The 25753-nt window shown below is 70.9% G+C and carries 20 protein-coding genes; 16 read left to right on the top strand and 4 right to left on the bottom strand.

Going from position 1 to position 25753, the window contains the following annotated elements:
• The first annotated feature begins 387 nt into the window (after nt 1–387).
• From ACG0Z3_RS21525 to ACG0Z3_RS21495, 7 genes are all read left to right on the top strand, one after another.
• The gene (locus ACG0Z3_RS21525; protein ID WP_394401660.1) at nt 388–627 is read left to right on the top strand and encodes a hypothetical protein; all 240 of its coding nucleotides are present in this window, start codon (nt 388–390) and stop codon (nt 625–627) included.
• 127 nt (nt 628–754) lie between these two features.
• Entirely contained in the window at nt 755–1495 is a 741-nt protein-coding gene (locus ACG0Z3_RS21520) for a PEP-CTERM sorting domain-containing protein (protein ID WP_394401658.1), read from the top strand.
• Between the two features lie 154 nt (nt 1496–1649).
• Nucleotides 1650–2390: a PEP-CTERM sorting domain-containing protein gene (locus ACG0Z3_RS21515; protein WP_394401656.1), complete on the top strand. Its 741-nt coding sequence runs from the start codon at nt 1650–1652 to the stop codon at nt 2388–2390.
• The gene (locus ACG0Z3_RS21510; RefSeq protein WP_394401654.1) at nt 2387–4660 is read left to right on the top strand and encodes a TonB-dependent receptor domain-containing protein; all 2274 of its coding nucleotides are present in this window, start codon (nt 2387–2389) and stop codon (nt 4658–4660) included. The genes ACG0Z3_RS21515 and ACG0Z3_RS21510 overlap by 4 nt, the downstream gene beginning before the upstream one ends.
• A 203-nt stretch (nt 4661–4863) precedes the next feature.
• Nucleotides 4864–5541, top strand: coding sequence for a PEP-CTERM sorting domain-containing protein (locus ACG0Z3_RS21505; RefSeq protein WP_394401653.1), 678 nt, complete (start codon nt 4864–4866; stop codon nt 5539–5541).
• Entirely contained in the window at nt 5541–7109 is a 1569-nt protein-coding gene (locus ACG0Z3_RS21500) for an exosortase C-terminal domain/associated protein EpsI (RefSeq protein ID WP_394401650.1), read from the top strand. The genes ACG0Z3_RS21505 and ACG0Z3_RS21500 overlap by 1 nt, the downstream gene beginning before the upstream one ends.
• Nucleotides 7106–8065 (top strand): hypothetical protein, encoded by a 960-nt coding sequence (locus ACG0Z3_RS21495; protein WP_394401647.1) that lies wholly within the window; start codon nt 7106–7108, stop codon nt 8063–8065. Before ACG0Z3_RS21500 ends, ACG0Z3_RS21495 begins: the two co-directional genes overlap by 4 nt.
• A 542-nt stretch (nt 8066–8607) precedes the next feature.
• On the opposite strand, the gene pstS is transcribed toward ACG0Z3_RS21495, so the two are convergent.
• On the bottom strand, nt 8608–9654 hold the full coding sequence (gene pstS, locus ACG0Z3_RS21490; RefSeq protein WP_394401644.1) for a phosphate ABC transporter substrate-binding protein PstS: 1047 nt from the start codon (nt 9652–9654) through the stop codon (nt 8608–8610).
• Nucleotides 9655–9764: 110 nt separating this feature from the next.
• Here pstS and ACG0Z3_RS21485 point away from each other — a divergent pair, with 110 nt between their 5' ends.
• Nucleotides 9765–11798, top strand: a complete 2034-nt coding sequence (locus tag ACG0Z3_RS21485; protein WP_394401642.1) for a M13 family metallopeptidase — start codon at nt 9765–9767, stop codon at nt 11796–11798.
• Between the two features lie 513 nt (nt 11799–12311).
• On the opposite strand, the gene ACG0Z3_RS21480 is transcribed toward ACG0Z3_RS21485, so the two are convergent.
• A complete protein-coding gene (locus tag ACG0Z3_RS21480; protein WP_394401640.1) occupies nt 12312–14141 on the bottom strand; it encodes a S8 family peptidase in 1830 nt (609 codons plus the stop codon).
• 437 nt (nt 14142–14578) lie between these two features.
• Between ACG0Z3_RS21480 and ACG0Z3_RS21475 the strand changes: the two genes are divergently transcribed.
• Nucleotides 14579–15058: a hypothetical protein gene (locus tag ACG0Z3_RS21475; RefSeq protein WP_394401637.1), complete on the top strand. Its 480-nt coding sequence runs from the start codon at nt 14579–14581 to the stop codon at nt 15056–15058.
• On the opposite strand, the gene ACG0Z3_RS21470 is transcribed toward ACG0Z3_RS21475, so the two are convergent.
• Together ACG0Z3_RS21470 and ACG0Z3_RS21465 are read right to left on the bottom strand one after the other, a co-directional pair.
• Complete coding sequence (locus tag ACG0Z3_RS21470; RefSeq protein WP_394401634.1) at nt 15042–15482, bottom strand: HIT family protein; 441 nt, start codon at nt 15480–15482, stop codon at nt 15042–15044. The genes ACG0Z3_RS21475 and ACG0Z3_RS21470 overlap by 17 nt on opposite strands.
• Entirely contained in the window at nt 15479–19324 is a 3846-nt protein-coding gene (locus tag ACG0Z3_RS21465; RefSeq protein ID WP_394401631.1) for a DUF3683 domain-containing protein, read from the bottom strand. Before ACG0Z3_RS21465 ends, ACG0Z3_RS21470 begins: the two co-directional genes overlap by 4 nt.
• A gap of 70 nt (nt 19325–19394) precedes the next feature.
• On the opposite strand from ACG0Z3_RS21465, the gene ugpQ reads away from it, so the two are divergent.
• From ugpQ to ACG0Z3_RS21430, 7 genes are all read left to right on the top strand, one after another.
• The gene (gene ugpQ, locus ACG0Z3_RS21460) at nt 19395–20138 is read left to right on the top strand and encodes a glycerophosphodiester phosphodiesterase (protein WP_394401628.1); all 744 of its coding nucleotides are present in this window, start codon (nt 19395–19397) and stop codon (nt 20136–20138) included.
• Nucleotides 20139–20147: 9 nt separating this feature from the next.
• Nucleotides 20148–20903 carry a HesA/MoeB/ThiF family protein gene (locus tag ACG0Z3_RS21455; RefSeq protein ID WP_394401625.1) on the top strand — a complete coding sequence of 252 codons (756 nt, stop codon included), beginning with the start codon at nt 20148–20150 and terminating at the stop codon, nt 20901–20903.
• On the top strand, nt 20900–21862 hold the full coding sequence (locus ACG0Z3_RS21450) for a GGDEF domain-containing response regulator (RefSeq protein ID WP_394401623.1): 963 nt from the start codon (nt 20900–20902) through the stop codon (nt 21860–21862). Before ACG0Z3_RS21455 ends, ACG0Z3_RS21450 begins: the two co-directional genes overlap by 4 nt.
• A 90-nt stretch (nt 21863–21952) precedes the next feature.
• Complete coding sequence (locus ACG0Z3_RS21445; RefSeq protein WP_394401620.1) at nt 21953–22828, top strand: LOG family protein; 876 nt, start codon at nt 21953–21955, stop codon at nt 22826–22828.
• Nucleotides 22825–23745 (top strand): arginase, encoded by a 921-nt coding sequence (gene rocF, locus ACG0Z3_RS21440; protein WP_394401617.1) that lies wholly within the window; start codon nt 22825–22827, stop codon nt 23743–23745. Before ACG0Z3_RS21445 ends, rocF begins: the two co-directional genes overlap by 4 nt.
• Nucleotides 23746–23791: 46 nt before the next feature.
• Nucleotides 23792–24625, top strand: a complete 834-nt coding sequence (locus ACG0Z3_RS21435; protein WP_394401614.1) for a phosphodiesterase — start codon at nt 23792–23794, stop codon at nt 24623–24625.
• Between the two features lie 76 nt (nt 24626–24701).
• On the top strand, nt 24702–25745 hold the full coding sequence (locus ACG0Z3_RS21430) for an extracellular solute-binding protein (RefSeq protein WP_394401612.1): 1044 nt from the start codon (nt 24702–24704) through the stop codon (nt 25743–25745).
• The last annotated feature ends 8 nt before the right edge of the window (nt 25746–25753 follow it).

Below are 25753 nucleotides of genomic sequence, written 5' to 3'. Positions count from 1 at the left end.
CCCCCGGGGGGGGCGCCACCCCCCTCGCTTCCGCCATCCCTCCCACCGTCGGGCGGGTCATGACCCGCCATCGGGTGGCGCCACCCCGCAATGCCGGCGGGTCGCGACCCGCCCTACGAGCTGCCTCCCAACGTAGGGCGGGTCATGACCCGCCATCGGGTGACGCCACCCCGCAATGCCGGCGGGTCGCGACCCGCCCTACGAGCTGCCTCCCAACGTGGGCCGGTCATGGCCCGCCACCCCGCAATGCCCCACCACACAAACGTCGCCACGCGTGGCGCCAACAAAAAAACCTAACTTGTTGTTCGAAGTCGCTTGACGTGACGGATGTCACACCTTCACAATTGCGAACGATTCGCATTTGCATGAACAGGGAGTCTTGACACCGTGCCTCCGCCCGCCAGCGCCATCCAGCATCACATTGCGCAGATCTTCGAGGAGCTGCTGCGCCATGACGGCTATGGCGAGTTCAAGGTGGAGCTGCGCATCCTGAAGCGCGGGCAGAAGGAGGTGCTGGTGCATTACGGCAAGCAGTACCGCTATGTCATCGACTTTCCCGCGAGCGCCGAGCTGACGCCAGGCGTTGCCACAAGCAAATCAAGCCTCATGCCGGCAGCGCCGGCGTGAGCATCGGCCGCTGCGCTGGCGCAGCGGCCACCGGAGGCGGCTTGGGGCCGCATCCGACACCACACTGTTTCGCAGTCCGATCGCTTCTCTGGGTGAAGGTGAAGACGCTCTCAATCCTGGAGTGATCATGAACCTGTCCATCCGTACGCCGCTGGCCGCCGCTGCCCTTCTGGCCATCGCCGGCCACGCCGCCGCCAACACCACCCACGACGCCTTTGTGGACGTCGCGGGCTCCGCCGCATTCGACGGCTTCAACCAGTTGGTCAACACCCGCATCACCCGGGCCCAGCTCGGCGCGGGCGTGGCGAGCAATGTCGCCGGCTCGGACCAGACCGCCACGCTGCAGCGCCTGACGGGCGGCTTCTACCCCGCGAGCTTCGGCCTGTACTCGTGGAGCACGGATTCGGCGTTCGCGATCAACGTGGCGTCGGCCGTGGCCAACCTGGGCACGGTCACGCTGCAGTCGTTCATCACCGTGGACACCTCGCAGGGCGTGGACGGCCTGCTGCAGGCGGGCTATCTGCCCACGCTGAGCATCAATGGCGGCGCGCAGGTGCTGGCGGCAACGTCGTACTCGGTCACGCCGGTGGCGGGCGGGTTTGACATGGAAGGCAACCCGCTGCAGGCCAGCCCGAGCAACCCGAACTACGGCTACTTCAGCTGGGACCTCGCGGCGGTGACGACGCCGGTCACGTCCTTCCGCGTGAACTTCGGCCTGGACACGCACGCCAGTGCGCTGGCCTTCCAGCTGGACCAGTCGGTGGCGGCGCCGGTGCCGGAGCCGGGCACCTACGGCCTGATGCTGGCCGGCATGGGCGTGCTGGGCCTGCTGGCCCGCCGCCGCAAGGCCACCACCACGCAGCACTGATGCACTGAACGTCCCGCAGCGGCTACCGACGTCACACGCTGCCACGGGCTGGCGCGTGGTAGCCCGCTGCAACGTACGGCCCGGGTGCGGGCCGTTCTCTTGGGCGCGACCGGCTCGGGTCGGTCGCGCCATTTTTTCCCCTCGGAGTCACACGATGCACCCCGCCCTGCACGCGAGTGCCTGTGCCCTGGCCCTCGCCCTGCTGAGCGGCAGCGGCCAGGCATGGGCCAGCACCACCCATTCCGCCTTCAGCGATGTCGCCGGCTCGGCGGCCACGGATGGCTACAACCAGTTGACCAACGCCCGCATCACCACCTCGCAGCTCGTCGCCGGCCTGGCCGGCAATGCGCACGGCGAAGGTGCCGCGAGCTTCAAGCGCCTGACCGGCGGCTATTACCCGGCCAGCAACGGCCTGTATTCGTGGAGCACCGACTCCGCGTTCTCCTTCACCGTCGGCAACGCGGTGGCCGGGCTGAGTTCGGTGAACCTGCAGAGCTTCGTGACGGTGGACACCTCGCAGGGCGTGGACGGCATGCTGGAGGCCGGCTACCTGCCCACGCTGAGCTACAACGGCGGCGCCCAGTCGCTGGCGCCGGTGTACACGATGTCGTCGGTGGCCGGCGGCTTCGACATGGACGGCAATGCGCTGTCGGCCTCGGCGAGCAACCCCAACTACGGGCAGTTCGCCTGGGACTTGTCGGGGGTGGGCACGTCGGTGTCGTCGTTCACCATCACCTTCGGGCTGGACACGCATGCCAATGCGCTGGCCTTCCAGCTCGACCAGGTGGCGGCCGTGCCCGAGCCGGGCACCTACGCGTTCGCCGCGATCGGCCTGGCGCTGTGTGCCGGCGCCGGCTGGCGGCGCCGGCACAAGACCCGGAGCCTGGCGGCATGAGGGCGCTCGCCGCCGTGCTGGCCGGCCTGCTGCCCGTTCTGGGCAACGCCGCGGAGCCCGCCGCGCCGCCGCCCGAGGAGATGCTGCCCGTGGTGCGCACGCAGGCCGCGCCGGTGGCCGAGAAGCTGGGCTTGCCGGCCGACCGCGCCATCACGCGGCTGGACGCCGAGGTCATTGAGCGGCGGCAGGCCGAGAACATCTTTGATGTGCTGAAGGACGTGCCGGGTGTGGCCGTCGTCGGCGGCCCGCGCGCCAGCGGCATGCGGTTCACGCTGCGCGGCTTCACGGACAACGAGGATGTGCTGTTCAAGATCGACGGCGCGGTGAAGGGGTTCGAGAAGTACCGCTTCGGCGGCGGCGTGTTCCTGGAGCCCGAGTTGCTGAAGACGCTCAGCGTGGAGCGCGGCCCCTCGGTGACCTCGGGCTCGGGGGCGTTGGGCGGCACCATCTCCGCCACCACCAAGAACGCGTCCGACCTGCTGGCGCCCGGGCAGCGGGCCGGCGCGCTGCTCAAGCTGGGCTTCAACGCGAACAACCGCGAACGGCTGCGCATGGGCGCGGTGTTCGGCCGGGTGGCCGAGCGCATCGAGCTGCTGGCCGCCGTCGTGCGGCGCGACTCGCAGGACCTGCGCCTGCCGGACGGCACGCGGCTGACGCTGTCGTCCACGCATTCGGAGAGCCGCCTCGCCAAGATCGGCTTCACGCCCGTCGACGAGCTGTTCATCGAGCTGGGTCACGTCGCCTATCGCGCCGGCCCCGAGCGCCAGCCCTACGACGCCACGGGCGGCCTGGTGGGCGTGGGCGGCATCGTGCATCGCGACATCGACGACGCGACGACGCACCTGCGCTTTGCCTGGGAGCCGGCGTCGCGCTTCAAGCTGCGCGGCATGCTGGCGCGCGAGCGCACCCACCTGCACGACCTGCACAAGCGCGGCGAGACGCGTTTCCAGATTTGCGCCAACGGGCCCATCGAGTACTGCAACGACGACTGGCACTACGACATCGTCAACGGCGAGCTGTTCGCCGACACGACGCTGAAGCTCGGCGAGGTGGACGCGGCGGTGACGCTGGGCGCGCAGGGCCTGCGCAACCGCCGCGATGTCAAGCGCGTGAGTTCCAACGCACGGCTCAACGAGATGAACTGGCCCGGCGGCTTCAATGCCGCGCAGCCGCCGGGCGACAAGCATTCGCACGCGCTCATCGCCGAGGGGCGCCTCACCTGGCGCGACTGGACGCTGACGCCCGGCATGCGCTGGGACCGCTACACCGTCATCGCCCAGGGCGGCACACGCGACAGCATGGCCCGCGAGGGGCAGACGCCCGAGATCAGCTTCGCCAAGGCCCAACCCTCGCTGGCGCTGACGTGGCGCGTGCCGCACACGGCGTTGGCGCTGACCGGCCGCTACAACGAGGGCTTTCGGCCGCCGCTGATCGACCAGTACTTCGCCGATGGCAGCGCCAACGCCGCCATGCAGAGCGGGCTGTGCATGCGCACGGTCAACGACCCGCTGCGCGGCGGCGTGGTGTCGGCCAGCACGATACGGCCGCTGTACGACACGGCCGGCCTGGGCCGCCCCTACGACCCGGCGCTGGACCACGCGCCGACCAACGGCATCTGCGGCGACCTGTACGTGCCGCAGCAGTCGGCCAACCGGGAGCTGACGCTGGCCTGGGAGCCGGCGCAGCAGGGCGGCCAGCAGTGGTTCGGCCGGCTGACGCTGTTCCGCATCCGCACCGACCGGCTGCTCAGCTCGCTGCGCTGGCAGGACGGGCGCGTGCAGCAGCCCGGCATCGAGCAGCGCCGCGGGCTGGAGCTGGAGCTGCGCTACGGCAGCCGGCTGTGGTTTGGCGAGTTCAACCTGGCGCGGGTCAAGCGCCGCGCCGTCCACGAGACGGCCGCCGAACAAAGCGGCGCCGACAGCTACTCGGTGCCGCCCGACAGCGCCGGCCTGACGCTGGGCCTGCGCGCCTTGCAGGGGCGTGTGGAGGCCGGCTGGCGGCTGCGCCACCTGGCCGACCGGCGCGCCTACATCGCCGGCGCGCCGGCCGTGTGCGCCAGCACCGCCGACGCGGCCGGCGTGGGCACGCATTACGGCGTGGACACGCACGAGCTGTTCGCCAGCTGGCAGGCCGCGCCCTGGGCGCTGCTGCGCGCCGGCGTGGACAACCTCACCAACCAGGACTACTGCCTGAGCAGCAGCTTTGCCGGCGGCGTGGGCTTTCACGCACCGGGCCGCGCCGCCAAGTTGTCCGTCACCTTGCAGTACTGAGAGGCTGAGAGTTTTTCACCCATGCCCGCCTTGCACGCCAAAACGCCCTCGCCCGTCGTTGCAAATGCTCGCCATAGCCCGAGCTATGGCTGCGCTTTGCGCCTAGTTCGAGGGCGCTTTGACGCGCCTTTCTGGCACGGCCGAAAAACTCTCAACCTCTGATTCCCAACCCCGGCCCCCGCCGTTTTTTACCCAAGCAAACCATGCAGATGACTCAGATCGCCCTCGCCTCCGCGCTGCTCGCCGCCGCCTCGCTGGCGCAGGCCAACACCACGCACGACGCCTTCACCGATGTCGCCGGTTCGGCGTCGTTCGACGGCTGGAACCAGATCAACCGCAGCGGCCTGGGCTGCACGACCAGCGCCTGCTCCACGGCCCAGCTGGTCGCCGGCATCACGGCCAATGTCGCGGGCTCGGGAGATGCCGTGCTCAAGCGCGAGTCCGGCGACCACTACCCCGCCGGCTTCGGCCTGTATGGCGGCAACTCGGTGCTGAGCTTCACCGACACCACGCTGGCCGCCAGCATCGGCACGCTGGTGTTCCAGGGCATCGTGAACGATTTCAGCGGCACCGGCTTCGGCCTCACGCTGAGCTACAACGGCGGCAGCCAGGCGCTGGCGGCTACCAGCGTCAGCAGCGTGCTGACCAACGGCGTGGCCGACTACTACCGCTACACCTTCGATCTGTCGAACCTGGGGGCGCTCAACAGCTACACCTTGTCGATGAACGCCGGGTTCTCGCAGATGCTGGCCTTCCAGGTTGACCAGGTCGCGGCAGCCGCGCCGGTGCCCGAACCCAGCAGCTACGCGCTGCTGGCCAGCGGGCTGGGCGTGATCGGCTGGCTGGCACGCCGCCGCTCGGTGCCCGGCAACCGCGCCTGATGCAGGCCTGGGCAGCCCGGTGCCCGGGCGCGGCACGGCTGGCCCCGGCCCCCGCGTTGGCGGTGGCCGGGGCCGCGCTGGCGCTGTACGCACCCGAGCTGGCGCGGCTGCCCATCTACTGGCAAAACCCCGCGCACTCGCACGGCCCGCTGGTGCTGCTGGCGAGCTGCGCGCTGTTCGTGCAGACGTGGCGACGCGCGGCACGGCGGGCGCCCGCGAGGCCGGCGCCATGGGCCGGCGTGGCCGCGCTGCTGCTGCCCGCCCTGGCGCTGCTGGCGCTCGGCCGCCTCAGCGCCACGGTCCAGTTCAGCCTGCTGGGCCTGCCGCTGTTGCTGGCCGCGCTGGCGCTGTGGGCCGGTGGCCCGGCACGGCTGCGCGCCCAGGGGCGCTTTGCCTATTTCTTTCTGCTGTTCCTGGTGCCCTGGCCTGCGGTGCTGACAGACCCGCTGACCCAGCCACTCAAGCTGCTGATCAGCGTTGCGGCCGAGCAGCTGCTGCACGGCCTGGGCTATCCGGTGGCGCGCGACGGTGTCGTGCTGCAGCTGGGCGCCTACCAGCTGCATGTCGCCGACGCCTGTTCCGGCCTGCATTCGCTGTTCATGCTGGAGGCCTTCGGGCTGCTCTACCTGCACCTGCTGCGCCAGCCCTCGGCCGTGCGCCAGGCCACGCTGGCGGCGCTGATCCTGCCGATCTCGTTCACCGCCAACCTGCTGCGCGTGCTGGCGCTGGCGCTGTTGACCTTTCACGGCGGCAGCGCCCTGGGCCAGGGCCTGTTGCATGAGGGGTCGGGGCTGCTGCTGTTCACACTGGCGCTGCTGCTGCTGGCGCCGGCCGACACGCTGCTGCGCCGCTTTGCCCCGGATCGCCCCACCGAGGCGCCCGCCCCGCCCTGCCCCGCCGGACCCATCACCCGCCCCGGCTGGACGCAGGCCGCGCCGTTGCTGCTGGCGCTGGCCTGCGTGCAGCTGGCCGTCCAGCACGCGAGCGCGCTGCCGCCCGGGGCGTCGCATATCGACCTGCAACAGCACCTGCCCCCCCAGGTGGGCGGCTGGCGGCTGGTAGCCGGCGGGCCGGACCAGGTGGTCCTCATCGGCCCCGGCGAGGCCGACGTCTATGACCAGCAGGTGCTGCGCACCTATGCCGACCCCAGCGGGCGGCTGCTCATGCTGAACATCAGCCATGTGAGCCAGGTGGGCGTGCTGGCGGACACTGCCCATGACCCCGCGCTCTGCTACGTGGGCCAGGGTTTCCAGCTGCTGGCCTTGCAGCCGGCACCGGTGGCCGGCGTGCCGGGCCATCGGCTGCTGGCACGGCGCGGCGGCCGGCTGGAAGCCGCAAGCTACTGGCTGCGCACCGGCGCGCGCTACGACGATGGGCCGCTGAGCGCGAGGCTGCACCTGCTGCGAGACCGGCTGGCCGGCCATGCCAACGACGGCTTGCTGGCGCGCGCCTCCGTGCTGCTGAAGCACCCCGACGAGGCGCCCGAAGCGCACGCGGCGCTGGAGGACTTTCTGGCCACGCTGGTGTCGAGCAGCCCGGCCGGGGCACGGGCGCTGTTGCAGCCTTGACCCCCTTGCTGCCGCGCCCCGCCTGGCGATTCGCGCTGGCGCTGGTGATGCTGCCGCTGCTAGGCGCGCTGCTGACGGCGCTGGGCTGCCTGCTGCTGATAGCGCCCGTCTACACGGCCAGGGTCAGCGTGGCCGTGCAGGCCCCGCCCGCGCGGCTGCCGATGTACGGCGCGCTGCTGCAAAGCCGCAGCATGGCCGAGCGCGTCATCGATCACTTCGCGCTGCAGGCGCTGTGGGGGGAGCGCAGCCGCACCGACACCCGCGAGCGGCTGGCCGAATCCGTCCGCGTGGGCAGCAACCGGGGCGGGCTGCTGATCGTGGAGGTGGATGCGCCGCTGCCCTGGCTGGCGGCTGACATGGCCGGCTTCCATCTGCTGGCGCTGCAGGACATGCTGGACCAGCTACGCCGCGCCGGCGCCACCGAGCGCCGCCAGCGGCTGGCGGCCGCCCTGCACGAGGCGCAGGCAGCGGCGGCCCGGGCCCGCGAGACGCTGGCGCGCAGCGGCATCGACGAGGCGTCGCTGCGCAGCGACCGCCCGTACGCGATGGCCCAATGGCTGCAGCTGTCCCATGCGCTGCAGCAGGCCCAGGCCCGGCTGGCCCGCGTGGCCACGCGGTACGCGCCCGGCAGCGCCCCGTACGGCACCGAAGCCGCCCTCGTGGCGGCGCTGGAGCAGCAGCTGCAAGGGCTGCAGGCAGCCCGCCCGCCCGCAGCCGCCGGCTATGCCGCTGCGTGGCGCGAGCACCAACGCCTGGAACGCCTGCTGCTGCGGCTGCGCCTGGCCGACCAGCAGTTGCAGCAGGACGCCGAGCGGCGCGAGGAGACGCTGGCGGTGGTGGACCGCCCCGCCCTGCCCGAGCGCGCCGGCCGGCCCGGGGCGCTGGCACTGATAGGCGCCAGCTGGGCGCTCTGCACCGCCGGCTTGCTGGCCTGGCGACGGCGCGGGCGTCGGTGACGGGCGGGTGGGTGGGTCCTCCACCCCGGAACGGCGGGTCGCGACCCGCCCTACCGGTGCATTCGTAGGGCGGGTCATGACCCGCCGCCCGCCGGCCGCACGGGCAGGTGGGTGGGGCTGTCCTCCACCCCGGAACGGCGGGTCGCGACCCGCCCTACGGGTGCATTCGTAGGGCGGGTCATGACCCGCCGCCCGCCGGCCGCACGGGCAGGTGGGTGGGGCTGTCCTCCACCCCGGAACGGCGGGTCTCGACCCGCCCTACGGGTGCATTCGCAGGGCGGGTCATGACCCGCCACTCGCCGGCCGCACGGGCAGGTGGGTGGGGCTGTCCTCCACCCCGGAACGGCGGGTCTCGACCCGCCCTACGGGTGCATTCGTAGGGCGGGTCATGACCCGCCACTCGCCGGCCGCACGGGCAGGTGGGTGGGGCTGTCCTCCCCCCCGGAACGGCGGGTCTCGACCCGCCCTACGGGTGCATTCGTAGGGCGGGTCATGACCCGCCGCTCGCCGGGCGGGTGGGTGGCACCCACCCGAACGGCGGATCAGAAGGCCTGGTAGGCCGGCAACTGCCCGTCCTTGGGCCGCACCTGCGTGAAGCGCGCCGCCAGGCGGGACTGCACGCTGGTGGGCAGCGGCGCGAAGCCGGTGCCGCGGGTCAGGTCGTCACCATGCATGAAGCACCAGTACAGGAACTTCATCGCGCCCAGCGCCTTGGCGGCGGTGGCGGGCTCGGCGTCCAGCAGCACGAAGCTGGTCAGCGTGATGGGCCAGGCGTCGTTGCCGGGGCGGTCCAGCAGCGTGGCGAGGTCGTCGCCCTGGCGGTGCATGTCGCTCTCCAGGATGGCGACACGAAAACCCGCCTCGGTAGGCAACACGAAGCGCCCGGCCGCGTTGCGCAGCTTGACGGCGGGCAGGCGGTCGCGCAGCACGCGGTCGAAGGACACGTAGGCGATGGCGCCGGGCGTGGCGCGCAGCGTCTGCACCATGCCGTCGTTGCCCTCGGCCTTGAGCGGGTCGCCGGGCCAGGCCGGTGCCTGGCTGGCGCCCACCTCGGCCTTGAAGCGCGCCGACGCGCCCGCCAGGTAGCGGCTGAAGCCCTCGCTGGTGCCGGACTTCTCGGCCCGCACGACGCGCCGGATGGGCAGCACCGGCAGCACCAGGCTGGGGTTGAGCGCGGCGATGCGCGCGTCGTTCCAGACCTTGACGCGGCCCTGGAAGATGTCGGCCAGCAGCTCGCCGTCCAGTTGCAGCGAGGCGCCCAGCCCCGGCAGGTTGACCACCGGCACGACGCCGCCCACCAGCATGGGGATCTGCACCAGCTTGCGGCTGGCCAGCTCGGCGGCAGGCAGCGGGGAGTCAGTGCCGCCGAAGTCGGCCTTGCGGGCGGTGATCTGCTTGATGCCGTCGCCCGAGCCCGTGCCCTTGTAGGCCACGGCGGCGCCGCCGGCTTTCTGGAAGGCGCGGCCCCAGGCGTCGTAGATCTTGGAAGGGAAGGTGGCGCCCTGCCCCTGCACCGGCTGGGCGAGGGCGGCGGACGACGACAGCAACACGGCGGCAAGCGCGAGCGCCAGGCGCGGGTACGGCTTCATGAACGGTGGCGAATCCTGGTGTAAACCCGGGATCATGCCCTGTGGCTTCCGGCCGACGGGCCGGGCAGCCGCTCTAATCGGGCGTTTTCACGGCTTTGAGCACCATCCACATGCCCCGCCTCCACCGTACCCGCCTGGCCCTCGCAGCGACCCTGCTGGGCCTGGCCGCCCAGGCCCCGGCCCTGGACCTGCGCGACCTGTCCAGGGAGGTCTCGCCCTGCGACGACTTCTACAGCTTCGTGAACGCCAACTGGGATGCCGTCACCGAGCTGCCCGCCAGCCGCGCCCGCATCGGCAGCTTCGACCAGCTGCGCCAGGCCAACGACGAGCTGCTGAACCGCGCGCTCAAGGAGCTGGCCGACCAGCCGTCGCTGCAGGCCACGCCGGGCTTGAAGCTCATCGCCGCCTACTACGCCAGCGGCATGGACGAGGCGGCCATCGAGGCGCGCGGGCTGACGTCGGCCACGCCGCTGCTGAACCGCATCAACGCGCTGCAGCGCCGCGAGGACCTGCCCGCGCTGCTGGCGCTGCTGAACCGCAGCGGCGTCAGCGCGCCGCTGGGCTATGGCGTGCAGCCGGACCGCAAGGACACCCGCAAGAACGTGCTGGGGCTGGGCCAGTCGGGCCTGGGCCTGCCGGACCGCGACGACTACTTCCGCGACGACGCCCGCACCCGCACGCTCAAGGCAGCCTACCGCACCTACACCCGCGCGCTGCTGACCGGCGCCGGCCTGGCCGCGGGCGACGCCGAGCTGGACGCGCTGGCCGCCTTCGAGACCCGGCTGGCCGAGGCCTCGCGCGAGCGCGCCAAGCTGCGCGACCCGAACGCGGCCTACAACCCGATGTCGCCCGCCGAGCTGAACACCGCCGCGCCGGGGCTGGACTGGACGGCCTACCTGGCCGTGCTGACGGCCGGCGCCAAGCTGCCGCAGCGCCTGCTGGTGGCCCAGCCCGAGTTCGCGGCCCGCGTGGGCCAGCTGGCGGCCGAGACGCCGCTGGACGTCTGGCGCAGCTACCTGGCGCTGCGCGTGCTGGACGCGCTGGCACCGCGCCTGCCCAAGGCGCTGGCCAATGCCTCGTTCGAGTACCGCGGCAAGGCCATCACCGGCCTGCAGGCCCCGGCCCCGCGCAACGAGGACGTCATCCTGCAGATCGGCGGCCGCACCGGCACCGAGCCGGTGGCCATGGCACTGGGCGAGCTGTTCGTGGCCCGCGCGTTCTCGCCCGAGGCGCAGAAGCGCTCGCTGCAGCTGGTGGAGGACGTGCGCGCCGCCATGAAGGAGCGCATCGAGAAGCTGGACTGGATGACCGCCCCCACCAAGGCCCGCGCGCTGGACAAGCTGGCCAAGATGCAGCCCGTCATCGGCGCACCGGCCAAGTGGCCGCAGTTCGAGGGCCTGCAGCTCAGCAGCACCGACTACGCCGGCAACTGGCTGAAGGCCGCGCTGTGGCACAGCGACCGCCAGATCAAGGACCTGGACGCGCCGGTGGAGCGCGACCGCTGGCGCATCAGCCCGCACATCGTCAACGCCTTCGCGGGCGGGCTGAACCAGATCATCTTCCCCGCCGGCATCCTGCAGCCGCCTTTCTTCTCCGCCACGGCCGACGACGCGGCCAACTACGGCGGCATCGGCATGGTGATCGGCCACGAGATCACGCACCACTTCGACGACAGCGGCCGCAACTTCGACGCCGGCGGCTCGCTGACCGACTGGTGGACGGCCGAGGACGCCGCCGGCTACAAGGCGCGCGCCGACAAGGTGGCCGAGCGCTACGGCGCCATCTCGCCGCTGCCGGGCTACACCATCAACGGCCGGCTGACGCTGGGCGAGAACATCTCCGACGTGTCGGGCCTGCCCATTGCCTACGAGGGCCTGCTGCGCGCGCTCAAGCGCAGCGGCACGCCGCTGGACAAGAAGACGGCGGGCTACACGCCGGCGCAGCGCTTCTTCATCAGCAACGCGCTGGTGTGGCGCAGCAAGGTGCGCACGGAGTTCCTGATCAACCAGCTGCGCACGGACTCGCACTCGCCGGCCAAGTACCGCGTGCTGACGCCGATGGCCAACACGCCCTACTTCTCGCAGGCCTTCTCCTGCAAGCCAGGCAGCGCGATGGTGGCCAAGGACCCGCTGACGGTCTGGTGAGCGAGACAACGCCGCTCGGGCAGCGCCGCATTGGGTAGAGCGGGTCGCGACCCGCCGGCGGCGTTGCCACACGGCCCGATGGCGGGTCATGACCCGCCCTACAACGACATCGCTCGGGCAATGCGGCATTGGGTAGGGCGGGCCGCGACCCGCCGGCGCCGTTGCCACGCGGCCCGATGGCGGGTCATGACCCGCCCGACAACGACATCGCTCGGGCAGCGCCGCATTGGGTAGGGCGGGTCGCGACCCGCCGGCGCCATTGCCACATGGCCCGATGGCGGGTCATGACCCGCCCTACAACGACATCGCTCGGGAAACACGGCATGGGTCGGGCGGGTCGCGACCCGCCGGCGCCGTTGCCACGCGGCCCGATGGCGGGTCATGACCCGCCATACCACGACATCGCTCGGGCAACGCGGCATTGCCCCGCAACCCAAACAAGAAAGGGCGAGGCCCCAAGACCTCGCCCCCTCAACAAGCCGATCAGCTGATCAACGGATCAGCCGATCCACCTCACCACTGCAGGCTCAGCGAATACGCCCCCGTGCCGCTGTAGCGCTGCACATGCACGTACAGCGTCACGGCCGACGAGCCGCCGTTGGCGTAGGTCACGCTGTCCACCTGGCCGGCACCCTTCTCGCTGCGGGCCAGGATGGTGCCCGAGCTGTTGCGCACGTACAGGTCGAAGTCGTTGCTCGCGCTGCCCATGGTCAGCGCCGCCGACAGCGACTTGCCGGCCGGCAGCGTCACCTTGAAGTAGTCGGTGTCGCTGGTGGAGCCGATGCTGCCGTTCACGGTCGCCGGTGCGGACACGGTGTTGGCCGTGGCCCGCGTGTTGTTGGACTCCGTCTCGTTGACCGCGCCCGTCGGCGGCGTCGTGGCACCCGTGATGGCCTGCACCGCCGCCTGCGCGTTCAGGATGCCCGACCCGCAGCCCGAACAGCTGCCCGGGAAGGCGCGCGCACTGCTCTGCAGCGCGGCCTTGATCTGGTCCGGCGTCGCCGTGGGCTTGGCGCTGAACATCAGGGCTGCCACGCCGGCCACGTGCGGTGCGGCCATGGAGGTGCCCTGGTACCAGGCGTAGTTGTCCGCCCCCGGCGCCTGCGTGCCGGCGTTCAGCGTGCTCAGGATGCCGTTGCTGCTGGACGAGCGCACGTCGCCGCCCGGGGCGGCCAGCGTCACGACCGTGCCGTAGTTGGAGTAGTAGGCGCGTGCCCCGTTGCGGTCGGTGGCCGCCACGGTGATGACGCCGCTGCAGTTGGCAGGGCTGGAGTTGCTGGCGTTCTGGTTCTCGTTGCCGGCAGCCACCACGACCACCGCGCCGCGCGAGCGGGCGCTGTTGATGGCGTTCTGCGAGGTGGTCGTGCAGGCGCCGCCACCGCCCAGCGACAGGTTCAGCACCTTGGCCGGCGTCGCGTTGGCGGGCAGGCCGGACACGGTGCCGCCGGACGCCCAAACCATGCCGTCGGCGATGTCCGAGGTGTAGCCACCGCACTTGCCCAGCACGCGGATGGGCTGGATCTTGGCGTTGAAGGCGATGCCGGCGATGCCCGCCGCGTTGTTCGTCTTGGCGGCAATGGTGCCGGCCACGTGCGTGCCGTGCCAGCTGGAGCCGGAGGCCGGGTCGCCGGCGGCGCACTCGCTGGCGGCGGTCCAGTCGCCCGGGTCGCTGGCATCGGCATCACGGCCGTTGCCGTCATTGGCGACCGCAGTGTCGTTGATCATGTCGTAGCCGGCGACGGTCTGGCCCGACAGGTCGGCGTGCGGGCGGATGCCGGTGTCGATGACGGCCACCACGACGCCCGTGCCGGTGGCCAGGTCCCAGGCCGCCGGCGCGCGGATGCCGCCGGTGGTCTCGAACAAGTCCCACTGCGAGGTGTAGCTGGTGTCGTTGGGCGTCAGCAGCGGGTACATCTTGCGGTCGGGTTCCGCGTAGGCGATGTTGGGGTCGGCCGCCTTCAGCTCGGCCGCCAGGCGCTCCAGGTCGGCGTTGGCCAGCGCCCGGTCCAGCTTGAAGACATGCGCGCCGGTGCCGGTCTGGCGCAGCAGCCGGGCCTGGGCACCGCGCTGGGCCAGGCGGGCGTTGACCGAGCCCAGCCGGCTGGACAGCGCGGTCGCGTCCAGGCTGCGGGCGCGCAGCACGCGGGCGTCGGCGAGGTCGGCCTCGACGGCATCGCGGTAGCCGACGATGAGGCGGTCGGTGGCCGGGGCGGCGCGCTGCACGGCACTGGCCAGCCCGACATCGACCTGCACGTTGGACACACCAGCCTGCACGGCGCCCACCGCCAGCAGCCCGCAGGCCAGCGCGATCAGGGACTTCTTGTTTGCAACAACGAATCTCATGGGATGTTTCCGCAAAAGTCACCGTGGCGGACGGCAGGCCGGCTCGGCCCGTGGGATCTCCACATTGGGCGGCGCCGCCTTGTTGTTGGCTTGCCGGCAGGTCTCCCGCACTCCCTTGCCCTGCCGGCCCGGCGCATTCCGAAGCGGGGCGAAGTCTGTCAGCGGGTGCATGCCGACCTTGTCACCCCACGCAGGGACGGAACCCACCCGATAGTGCTAGTCCGGATGGCGCAGGGCCGTGACGAATGACATGGGCCAGGGCTGACAGCCCGTCTTGGCGCGAACTCAGTTCGGCCTCGGTTTTCGACAGGCCATCGCACGGCAGACGCAACTCATCCCAAGTGCCTTGGGTGCGCTCGACCGAGCCCCTAGCCTGAGCACAGGTCGACGCAATTCAGTGTCGTCTCCCGCAACACCCATCGATCAAGGAGTCCCTCATGTCCCACACCCTGCGCAACACCCGCCGCCTGCTCGCCGCTCTCGCCACGCTGACGCTGGCCGCAGGCCCGGCACTCGCCCAGTCGGCGATGCTGGAACGCGTGGAAGTCCAAGGCGGCCGAGTGATCGAGACGGTGCCGCGCAGCGACGTTCATGTCGCCTGCCCGAGCATCGACGACGAACTGACACGCGCGCTGGCACGCACCTGGCACGACACCCATCGCTTCGGCGAAGTGAACGTCCAGTTCGTGCTGGAGAACGGGCAGGTGAGCGCCGTCACTGCCAAGGGCGTGTCCAACACCGTGGCACGCAGCGTCCGCAGCGCGATGTACCGCGTGGACTGCGCTGCGCAGAAGACGGCTGAAGCCCAGGTGTACCGCTTCACCGTCGCCCTCATCGACCCTAACCCCCAAGGCAAGCGCAGCAGTGACGGCACGCGCACCGCCGCGCGCAGCGTGCGGATCAGCAGCGGCAGCTGAGCGCCTGCGCGATCGCCGCGTCCACCGCTGCCAGCGGCTGCGCCAGCCGCGCGGCGGCGCCACCGGCCACCTCGTCCCGCTGCGGCGCGGCCCACACGGGCGCCGGGAAATGGCTGTCCCACTCGAAGCGGGCGATGACGTGCCAGTGCAGATGCGGCACGACATTGCCCAGCGCGGCGAGGTTGATCTTGGTCGGCGCCAGCAAAGACCTCAGAACGCGCTCGATCTCGGTGACAGCGTCCATGCAGGCGTGTCTGTCCGTGTCCGGGAGGTCGCTGAACTCGGCGACATGCGCGTTCCAGATCAGCCGGTAGAAGGCCGGGAAGCGCCGTGCCTCGTCGCCATCGACGACGCGGATGACGCGGAATTGCGGCGTGCGTGCGACGACAAGGCCGCCGTCGCTCTCACACAAAACGCAGCTCACACCAGCACCCGCTCGATGCCGCCTGCGTTGGCCTTGGCCACGTAGTCCGGCATCCAGTTCTCGCCGAGGATCTGGCGGGCCATCTCGACGACGATGTAGTCGGCTTCGAGCAGGCCGTTCTGCAGGTCGTCGCCGTAGCGCGTCAGGCCTTGCAGGCAGCTGGGGCAGGAGGTCAGGATCTTCAGGTTGTCCTGCGCGCCGACCTTGCCCGACTCGCGCAATTGCGCCTCGGTCTTGCGAAGCTCTTCTTCCTTGCGGAAGCGCACCTGCGTGGAGATGTCGGGCCGCGTCACGCCCAGCGTGCCGCTCTCGCCGCAGCAGCGCTCGCTCTTCACGACTTCGGGGCCCACCAGCGCCTTCACCGTCTTCATCGGCTCCTGCAGCTTCATCGGCGAATGGCAGGGGTCGTGGTACAGGTAGCTGCTCTTGGAGCCGAGGGTGATGCCCTTCTCCAGCAGGTACTCGTGGATGTCGATGATGCGGCAGCCGGGGAAGATGTCCTCGAACTTGTAGCCCTGCAGCTGGTCGTAGCAGGTGCCGCAGGACACGACGACGGTCTTGATGTCGAGGTAGTTCAGCGTGTTGGCGACGCGGTGGAAGAGCACCCGGTTGTCGGTGATCATCTTCTCGGCCTTGTCGAACTGGCCCGAGCCGCGCTGCGGGTAGCCGCAGCACAGATAACCAGGCGGCAGCACGGTCTGCACGCCGGCATGCCAGAGCATGGCCTGCGTGGCCAGGCCGACCTGGCTGAACAGGCGCTCCGAGCCGCAGCCGGGGAAATAGAACACGGCCTCCGTCTCGCTCGGCGTGGCCGGCGGGCGGATGATGGGCACGTAGTCCTTGTCTTCGATGTCCAGCAGCGCACGCGCCGTCTTCTTGGGGAGTCCGCCAGGCAGCTTCTTGTTGATGAAGTGGATGACCTGTTCCTTGATCGGCGCGGCGCCGACGGTCGCGCGCGGCGCCGCCGTCTGCTTGCGGCCCGCCGGCCTGAACAGGTCCACGGCCAGGCGCTGCGCCTTCATGCCCACGCCCACCATGGCCGTGCGGGCCAGCTTGATGGTCTCGGGGTTGGTGGCGTTCAGCATGAACATGGCCGCCGCGTTGCCGGGGCGCCAGGTCTTCTGGCCCATCTTGCGCAACAGGTTGCGCATGTTCATCGTCACGTCGCCGAAGTCGATCTTCACCGGGCAGGGCGAGGCGCACTTGTGGCAGACCGTGCAGTGGTCGGCCACGTCCTCGAACTCCTGCCAGTGCTTGATGGACACGCCGCGGCGCGTCTGCTCTTCGTACAGGAAGGCCTCCACCAGCAGCGAGGTCGCCAGGATCTTGTTGCGCGGGCTGTAGAGCAGGTTGGCGCGCGGCACATGCGTGGCGCAGACCGGCTTGCACTTGCCGCAGCGCAGGCAGTCCTTCACCGAGTTGGCGATGGCGCCGATGTCGCTTTGCTGCATGATCAGCGACTCATGCCCCATCAGGCCGAAGGACGGCGTGTAGGCGTTGCGCAGGTCGGCCGGCAGCGCGTCGTTCTTGAGCAGCTTGCCCTTGTTGAAGCGGCCCTCGGGGTCCACGCGCTGCTTGTAGGCCGTGAAGTTGGCCAGCTCGTCGTCGCTGAGGAACTCGATCTTGGTGATGCCGATGCCGTGCTCGCCGGAGATCACGCCGTCCAGGCTGCGCGCCAGCACCATGATGCGGGCCACGGCCTCGTGGGCCGTCTGCAGCATCTGGTAGTTGTCGCTGTTGACGGGGATGTTGGTGTGCACGTTGCCGTCGCCGGCATGCATGTGCAGCGCCACCCACACGCGGCCGCGCAGCACGTCCTTGTGGATACGGCGGCACTCGGCCAGCAGCGGCTCGAAAGCGGCGCCGGCAAACAGCGTCTGCAGCGGCTTGAGGATCTGCGTCTTCCACGAGGCGCGCAGCTCATGCGTCTGCAGTTGCTCGAAGAAACCGGTGTCCAGGCCGTTCAGCCAGTCCTGCCAGAGCTCGCCCACCTCGCGCAGCAGCGCCAGCGCCTGCTGCACGCGGTCTTCCAGCAGCTCGGCGCTGGGGATTTCGCCCGCGTCGTCGCTCTTGCCCAGCGGCAGCTTGCCCGTCGTGAACAGCGCCTGCAGCGCCGTGACGAGCTCCAGCTTGTTGCGCAGGGACAGCTCGACGTTGATGCGCTCGATGCCCAGCGTGTACTCGCCCATGCGGTGCAGCGGGATCACGACGTCCTCGTTCACCTTGAACGCGTTCGTGTGCTTGCTGATGGCGGCGGTGCGCTTGCGGTCCAGCCAGAACTTCTTGCGCGCATCGGCGCTGACGGCGATGAAGCCCTCTCCCGAGCGGCCATTGGCCAGGCGCACGACTTCCGAGGTGGCGTGCGCCACCGCGTCCGCGTCGTCACCGACGATGTCGCCGATCAGCACCATCTTCGGGAAGCCGCCGCGCTTGCTCTTGGTCGCGTAGCCCACCGCCTTCAGGTAGCGGTCGTCCAGGTGTTCCAGGCCCGCCAGCAGCACGCCCGTGTCGGCAATCGAGAACATGTAGTCCTTGATGTCGACGATGCTGGGCACGCAATCCCTGGGGTTGCCGAAGAACTCCAGGCAGACGGTGCGCGTGTGCGCCGGCATGCGGTGCACGATCCAGCGCGCGCTGGTGATGAGGCCGTCGCAGCCTTCCTTCTGGATGCCCGGCAGGCCGGCGAGGAACTTGTCCGTGACGTCCTTGCCCAGGCCTTCCTTGCGGAACACGCGGCCCGGGATGTCCAGGCGCTCGGTGCGCTCCAGCGTCTTGCCGGACGCATCGAAGTAGCGCAGCTCGAAGCTCGCCACCTCCACGTCGTGGATCTTGCCGAGGTTGTGGTTGAGGCGGGTCACCTCCAGCCACTTGGCCTCGGGCGTCACCATGCGCCAGCTGGCGAGGTTGTCCAGCGCCGTGCCCCACAGCACGGCCTTCTTGCCGCCGGCGTTCATGGCCACGTTGCCGCCGATGCAGCTGGCCTCGGCGGACGTCGGGTCCACCGCGAAGACGAAGCCATTGGCCTCGGCCATGTCCGCCACGCGCTGCGTGACGACACCGGCTTCGCTGAAGATGGTCGGCACGTCCCGGTCCAGGCCCGGCAGACGCAGCATCTCCACGCCGCGCAGCGCTTCCAGCTTCTCGGTGTTGATGACGGCGCTGTTCCACACCAGCGGCACCGCGCCGCCGGTGTAGCCCGTGCCGCCGCCGCGCGGGATGACGGTCAGGCCCAGTTCGAAGCAGGCGCCCACCAGCCCGGCCATCTCGGCCTCGGTGTCGGGCGTCAGCACAACGAAGGGGTATTCCACGCGCCAGTCGGTCGCGTCCGTCACATGGGACACGCGGGACAGGCCGTCGAACTTGATGTTGTCCTTGGCCGTGTGGCGGGCCAGCGTCTTGGCGGCGCGCTTGCGCAGCGTGGCCGTGCTGTCGAAGAACTTGTCGAACTCGGCCACCGCCGCGCGCGCCGCCTGCAGCAGCTCGCCGACGGCAGCGTCGCGCTGCGGGTCGCTGCCAGGGTCACGGCGCTTCTGCACCTCGCCCAGGCGGTGGTGCAAGGCCTCGATCAGCTGGGCACGGCGCTTGGGGTTGTCCAGCAGGTCGTCCTGCAGATAGGGGTTGCGCTGCACCACCCAGATGTCACCCAGCACCTCGTACAGCATGCGCGCCGAGCGGCCCGTGCGGCGTTCGCCGCGCAGCTGGTCCAGCAGCGTCCAGGCCCGCGAGCCCAGCAGCCGGATGACGATCTCGCGGTCGGAGAACGACGTGTAGTTGTACGGAATTTCGCGCAGGCGCGGGGCGTCGTGGGCGACGGTGTCGGCCACATCAGCGGCGGCCGGCATCAGGGGATGCGGTGCGTTCATAGAGGGGGCGAATTATCGCAGCGGGGTATTTCCCTCCAGAATCCGGCAAATGAAGCCCTGGCCCTACCCCTTGTGGCTCGCGCACCGCGGCGCGGGCAAGCTGGCCCCGGAGAACACGCTGGCGGCGTTCCGCGCCGGGGCTGCGCTGGGCTGGCGAGCCTTCGAATGTGACGCCAAGCTGAGCCGCGACGGCGAAGCCTTTTTGCTGCACGACGACACGCTGGAGCGCACCACCGGCGGCCAGGGCTCACCGGCCGGGCAGGACTGGGCCGAGCTCGCCCGCCTGGACGCCGGCGCCTGGCACAGCCCGCCCTACGCCGCCGAGCCCCTGCCCCGGCTGGCCCAGATCGCCGCGTTCTGCCGCGCCAACGGCTGCGCGCTGAACATCGAGATCAAGCCCTGCCCGGGCACCGAGGCCGCCACCGGCGCGGCCGTGGCCCGCGAAGCCGCGCGGCTGTGGGCCGGCGCCGCGCTGCCGCCGCTGCTGAGCAGCTTCCAGCCCGAGGCGCTGGCCGCCGCCCGCGATGCCGAGCCCGCCCTGCCCCGCGCGCTGCTGCTGGACACGCTGTGGCCCGGCTGGCCCGACACCGCCCGCGCGCTGGGCGTGGTGGCCGTGATCACCCACTGGCGGCTGATGGACGCCGCGCTCACGCAGCAGCTGCACGCCAGCGGCTGGCGGGCGCTGGCCTACACCGTCAACGACGCCACCGAGGCCGCGCGGCTGATCGCCCAAGGCGTGGACGGTGTCATCAGCGACGCGGTGGACCGGCTCGGGCCCGGCAGCGGCGCTTAAGCTCCCGCCATGACCGACGACGACCTGCTGCGCTACTCCCGCCACCTGCTGCTCGACGAGATGGGCATCGAGGGCCAGCAGCGCCTGCTGGACGCCCACGCGCTGGTGATCGGCGCGGGCGGCCTGGGCTCGCCGGTGGCGCTGTACCTGGCCTCGGCCGGCGTGGGCCGCCTCACGCTGGTGGACCACGACACCGTGTCGCTGACCAACCTGCAGCGCCAGATCGCGCACGACATGACCAGCCTGGGCCGGCTCAAGGTCGAGTCCGCCGCCGCCCGCATGGCCGCGCTGAACCCGGGCGTGCAGGTGCACGCGCTGGCGCAGAAGGCCGACGAGGCGTTGCTGGACGAGCTGACACCGCAGGCCGACGTCGTCATCGACTGCACCGACAACTTCGCCACCCGCCACCGCGTCAACGCTGCCTGCGTGCGGCACGGCAAGCCGCTGGTCTCCGGGGCGGCCATCGGCTTCGATGGCCAGATCAGCGTCTACGACAGCCGCTCGGCCGCCCATCCCTGCTACGCCTGCCTGTTCCCGCCCGAGTCGGGCTTCGAGGACGCGGCCTGCTCGACGATGGGCGTGTTCGCGCCGCTGGTGGGCATCGTCGGCAGCCTGCAGGCGGCCGAGGCGCTCAAAGTTCTGGCCGGCATCGGCGAGCCGCTGGCCGGGCGGCTGCTGATGCTGGACGGCCGGCGCATGCAGTGGAGCGAGATCGCCCTGCAGCGCGACCCGAGCTGCGCCTTGTGCTCTCATCGCGCGCCATGACGGTCCAAACTTCGACAGGCCTGCGCATCCTGGTGGTGGATGACGACGAGAGCGTGCGCGGCAGCGTCGCCTACGTGCTCGACCGGCTGGGCCATCAAGTGATCGAGGCCTCCGGGGCCGCGTGGGCGCTGGAACTCTTCGACCGCCATCAACCGCACCTCGTGCTGTCCGATGTGGCCATGCCCGTCGAGGACGGCTACTGGCTGGCACGGCAGATTCGCGAGCGCGAACGCGTGCACAACGGCTGGACGCCGGTCATCTTCATGTCCAGCATTTCCGAGGCCACGCGGGTGGCCGAAGGCATCGCCGCAGGTGGCGACGACTACCTGACCAAGCCGGTGCACCCGGTGGTGCTCGAAGCCAAGCTGCACGCCATGGAGCGCCTGCGCGCCATGCGCGCGCAGCTGCAGGCGGTGACCGAGGAGCTGCACCGCGCCAACCGGGAGCTGCAGCGCCAGGCCTCGCACGACGCCCTGACCGGACTGCTGAACCGCCGCGGCCTGGACGACCACCTCGACGAGGCGCTGCGCATGTGCGCCCGCACCCGCAGCCCGATCACGCTGATGTTGTGCGACGTGGACTTCTTCAAGCGCTACAACGACGCGCTGGGCCACGGTGCCGGCGACGACTGCCTGCGCCAGGTCGGCACCCTGCTGCGCCAGGTGGCGCGCCGGCCCATGGACTCGGTGGCACGCTTCGGCGGCGAGGAGTTCGCGATCATCCTGCCCGACACGCCGCGCTCCGGCGCTCGCATGCTGGCGCAGGCCATCACCCGCGTCTTCCGGGGCGCGGCCCTGCCGCACCCTGCGTCGGAGGTGGCCAGCCACATCACGCTGTCCGGCGGACTGATCACCTGCGACCCGGGCCACGGCCTGGTCGCCGCTGAGCTGCTGGCCGGTGCGGACGACATGCTCTACCGGGCCAAGGCGCTGGGGCGCAACCAGTTCGTCGGCCCGTGAAGCTGCGGAGAACCGCTGGATGAAATCCGGCGGCGGCCCGGTTTTGGGGCACAAAATCCGGCGGTGACCCACCCAGAATCTGCTCCGCCCATGAAGCCCACCGACGTCCCGACGCGCAACTTCCCGACCGCCCGGGAGGAATGCCGCACGCTGCAGCCCCACCCCGACTACGACGGCCCGGGCAGCGCCTATGAGCTGGCCTTCAAGGACGAGAGCTTCCTGCTGCGCCAGGACATGCGCGCCGTGCGCATGCAGCTGGAGCTGATGAAGCCCGAGCTGCTGCAGGACGAGCAGGGCGTGAAATCCACCATCGTCATCTTCGGCAGCGCCCGCATCCCGAGCGCCGAGGCCGCCCAGGCGCTGCTGAGCGCAGCCGAGGCCAGCGGCGACGAGACGCAGCTGCGCGTCGCCCGCAGCAAGCTGGCCATGAGCCGCTACTACGAGGAGGCGCGCCGCTTCGCGCAGCTCGTGACGACCGCCTGCGCCGACCGCGGCTGCCCCGTCGTCGTCGCCACCGGCGGCGGCCCCGGCATCATGGAAGCCGGCAACCGCGGCGCCTACGAGGCGGGCGGCAAGAGCGTGGGGCTGAACATCGTGCTGCCGCACGAGCAGTACCCCAATCCGTACATCACGCCGGAGCTGTGCTTTCGCTTCCACTACTTCGGCCTGCGCAAGATGCACTTCCTGATGCGCTCGGTCGCGCTGGTGTGCTTCCCCGGCGGCTTCGGCACGCTGGACGAGCTGTTCGAGTCGCTGACGCTGATCCAGACCGGCAAGAGCCGCCGCCGCCCCATCCTGCTGTTCGGGCGCGAGTTCTGGAGCCGCCTGCTCAACATCGAGCTGCTGCTGGAGACCGGGATGATCAGCCCCGGCGACGAGCAGCTCTTCCACTACGTCGAGACCGCCGAGGAAGCCTGGCGCGTGCTCGAGAACCAACCCGAGCTGTCCAGCCCGCCCACGCCATGACCAAACTGCGCAACGTCTCCCTCATCGGCGCCCCCACCGACATCGGCGCCGGCGCTCGTGGCGCCAGCATGGGCCCCGAGGCCATGCGCGTGGCCGGCCTGGCCGAGGCGTTGCGCGCGCGCGGCGTGGACGTGCTGGACCGCGGCAACCTCACCGGCCCCGCCAACCCCTGGCTGCCGCCCACCGACGGCTACCGCCACCTGCCCGAGGTGGTGGCCTGGAACCGCACGGTGCACGACGCCGTCTACGACGAGCTCAAGACCGGCCGCATGCCCATCCTGCTGGGCGGCGACCACTGCCTGGGCCTGGGCTCCATCGCGGCCGTGGCGCACCACTGCCGCGACGTCGGCAAGAAGCTGCGCGTGCTGTGGCTGGACGCCCACGCCGACTTCAACACCAGCGCGCTGACACCCAGCGGCAACATCCACGGCATGCCGGTGGCCTGCCTGTGCGGCTTCGGCCCGCAGGCGCTCATCGAGATCGGTGGCCAGACGCCGGCGATCAGCCCCAAGTGGGTGCGCCAGATCGGCATCCGCAGCGTCGACGAGGGCGAGCGCCGCTTCGTGCACGAGCAGGACCTGGAGGTCTTCGACATGCGCTTCATCGACGAGGTGGGCATGCGCCACACGATGGAGCTGGCGCTGGCCACGCTGGACGACAACACCCACCTGCACGTGAGCTTCGACGTCGACTTCCTCGACCCCGTGATGGCCCCGGGCGTGGGCACCACCGTCAGCGGCGGCCCCACCTACCGCGAAGCCCACCTGTGCATGGAGATGATCCATGACACCGGCCGCATGGCCTCGCTTGACGTCATGGAGCTCAACCCCGCGCTGGACGAGCGCAACAAGACCGCGCTGGTGGCGGTGGACCTGATCGAATCGCTGTTCGGGAAAAGTACCTTGATGAGGAAGTGAGCTTGCCGGGCTGGCGACGGGTCACACGCCGTTAGAGTCGCCGCCCATGGACGCCACGCCCTACCTGCTGGTCCAGCTCAGCGACCTGCACATCACCCGCCCCGGCACGCTGATCTCCGGCCGTGTCGACACCGCCGCCGCGCTGCGCCATGCGGTCGACCGCGTGCTGGCCATCCGGCCCCGCCCGGTGGCCGTGCTGGCCACCGGCGACCTGGTGGACGCCGGCCACCCGGCCGAGTACGCCCGGCTGCGCGAGCTGCTGCAACCGCTGCTGGACGCCGGCCTGCCGTTGGCCCTGCTGCCCGGCAACCATGACGAACGCCGCGCGCTGCAGGCCGCCTTCGCCGGCACGGCCGGCGTGCATCTGGGCGACGCCGACGCTCCCGCCATCCAGTACGCGCTGGACCTGCCCGGCCCGCTGCGCCTCGTGGTGCTGGACAGCCTGCAGACCGGCCGCCCGGAGGGCGGGCTGGACGAAGTCCGGCTGGCCCAGGCCGACGCGCTGCTGTCCGCCCGCCCGGACCTGCCCACGCTGGTGGCCCTGCACCACCCGCCGCACGCCAGCGGCCTGGCGGTGATGGACACGATGGCGCTGCAGCAGGGCCTGCCGGCTTTCGAGGCATTGATCGCCGCCCACCCGCAGGTGCAACTGGTGGCCTGCGGCCACCTGCACCGCATGACGCTGGGCCGCATCGCCCATGCCCCGGCGGTGACGGCGCCGTCCACGGCGCACCAGCTGGCGCTGGACCTGGCGCCCGGCGCCCCGCTGGCGCTGGCGCTGGAGCCGGCCGGCTGGCTGATCCACGCCTGGGGGCCGGGGCTGCCGCTGGTCACGCACCTGGCATTGGCCGGCCATCCTGAGGTGATTACGGACTTGTGAGCGCGGACCTGCTTGATAATGGTTCTCATCCAATCCGCCACATGCCGTGGCGGCCGCAGCCACCAGGAACCCACGCATGTCCATCGCTCAACGCGCACCCGTTCGCCGCGCGATCTTCGCCGCCCTCACGCTGTGCCTGGCCGCCGCGCTGCCCGCGCAGGCTGCCGAGGAAGTGACGATCTACACCACCCGCGAGCCCGGCCTCATCAAGCCGCTGCTGACCGCGTTCAGCATGCGCAGCGGCATCCAGGTCAACACGGTGTTCGTGAAGGACGGTCTGCTGGAGCGCGTGAAGGCCGAGGGCACCCGCTCGCCGGCCGACGTGCTGATGACCGTGGACGTGGGCAACCTGCTGGACCTGGTGGAAGGCGGCGTCACGCAGCCGGTCAAGTCGGCCGAGCTGACGTCGGCCATCCCGGCCCACCTGCGCGCCGCCGACGGCCAGTGGTTCGCGCTGTCGCTGCGCGCCCGCGTGCTGTATGCCGAGAAGAACCTGCCGCTGACCGCGCTGCGCTACGAGGACCTGGCCGACCCGAAGTGGAAGGGCAAGGTCTGCACGCGCGCCGGCCAGCACCCCTACAACACCGCGCTGATCGCCGCCCACATCGCCCACAACGGCGAGGCCGCCACGGAGAAGTGGCTGCAGGGCGTCAAGGCCAACCTGGCGCGCAAGGCGGCGGGCGGCGACCGTGACGTGGCCCGCGACATCCTCGGCGGCATCTGCGACATCGGCCTGGCCAACTCCTACTACGTGGGCCAGCTCAAGACGTCCAAGGAAGGCAGCGACGCCCGCAAGTGGGGCGACGCCATCAAGGTCATCAAGCCCACCTTCGCCAAGACCGGCGGCACCCACGTCAACATCAGCGGCGCCTCGGTGGCCCGCCATGCGCCGCAGCGCGCCAACGCGGTGAAGCTGCTGGAGTTCCTGACCTCGCCGTCGGCCCAGGAGCTCTATGCCCAGGCCAACTACGAGTACCCGGTGCGCGCCGGCGTGACGCTGGACCCGGTGATCGCCGCCGCCGTCGGCACGCTCAAGGCCGACAGCCTGTCGCTGACCGAGATGGCCAAGCACCGCAAGCAGGCCAGCGTGCTGGTGGACAAACTGGGCTTCGACCGCTGACGCGTGAC

It is taken from the genome of Pelomonas margarita (genome assembly GCF_043555875.1).
Lineage (GTDB): Bacteria > Pseudomonadota > Gammaproteobacteria > Burkholderiales > Burkholderiaceae_C > Pelomonas > Pelomonas margarita.
The sequence above is the reverse complement of the archived record's forward strand: the minus strand, read 5'-3'. Positions and strand labels throughout refer to the sequence as shown.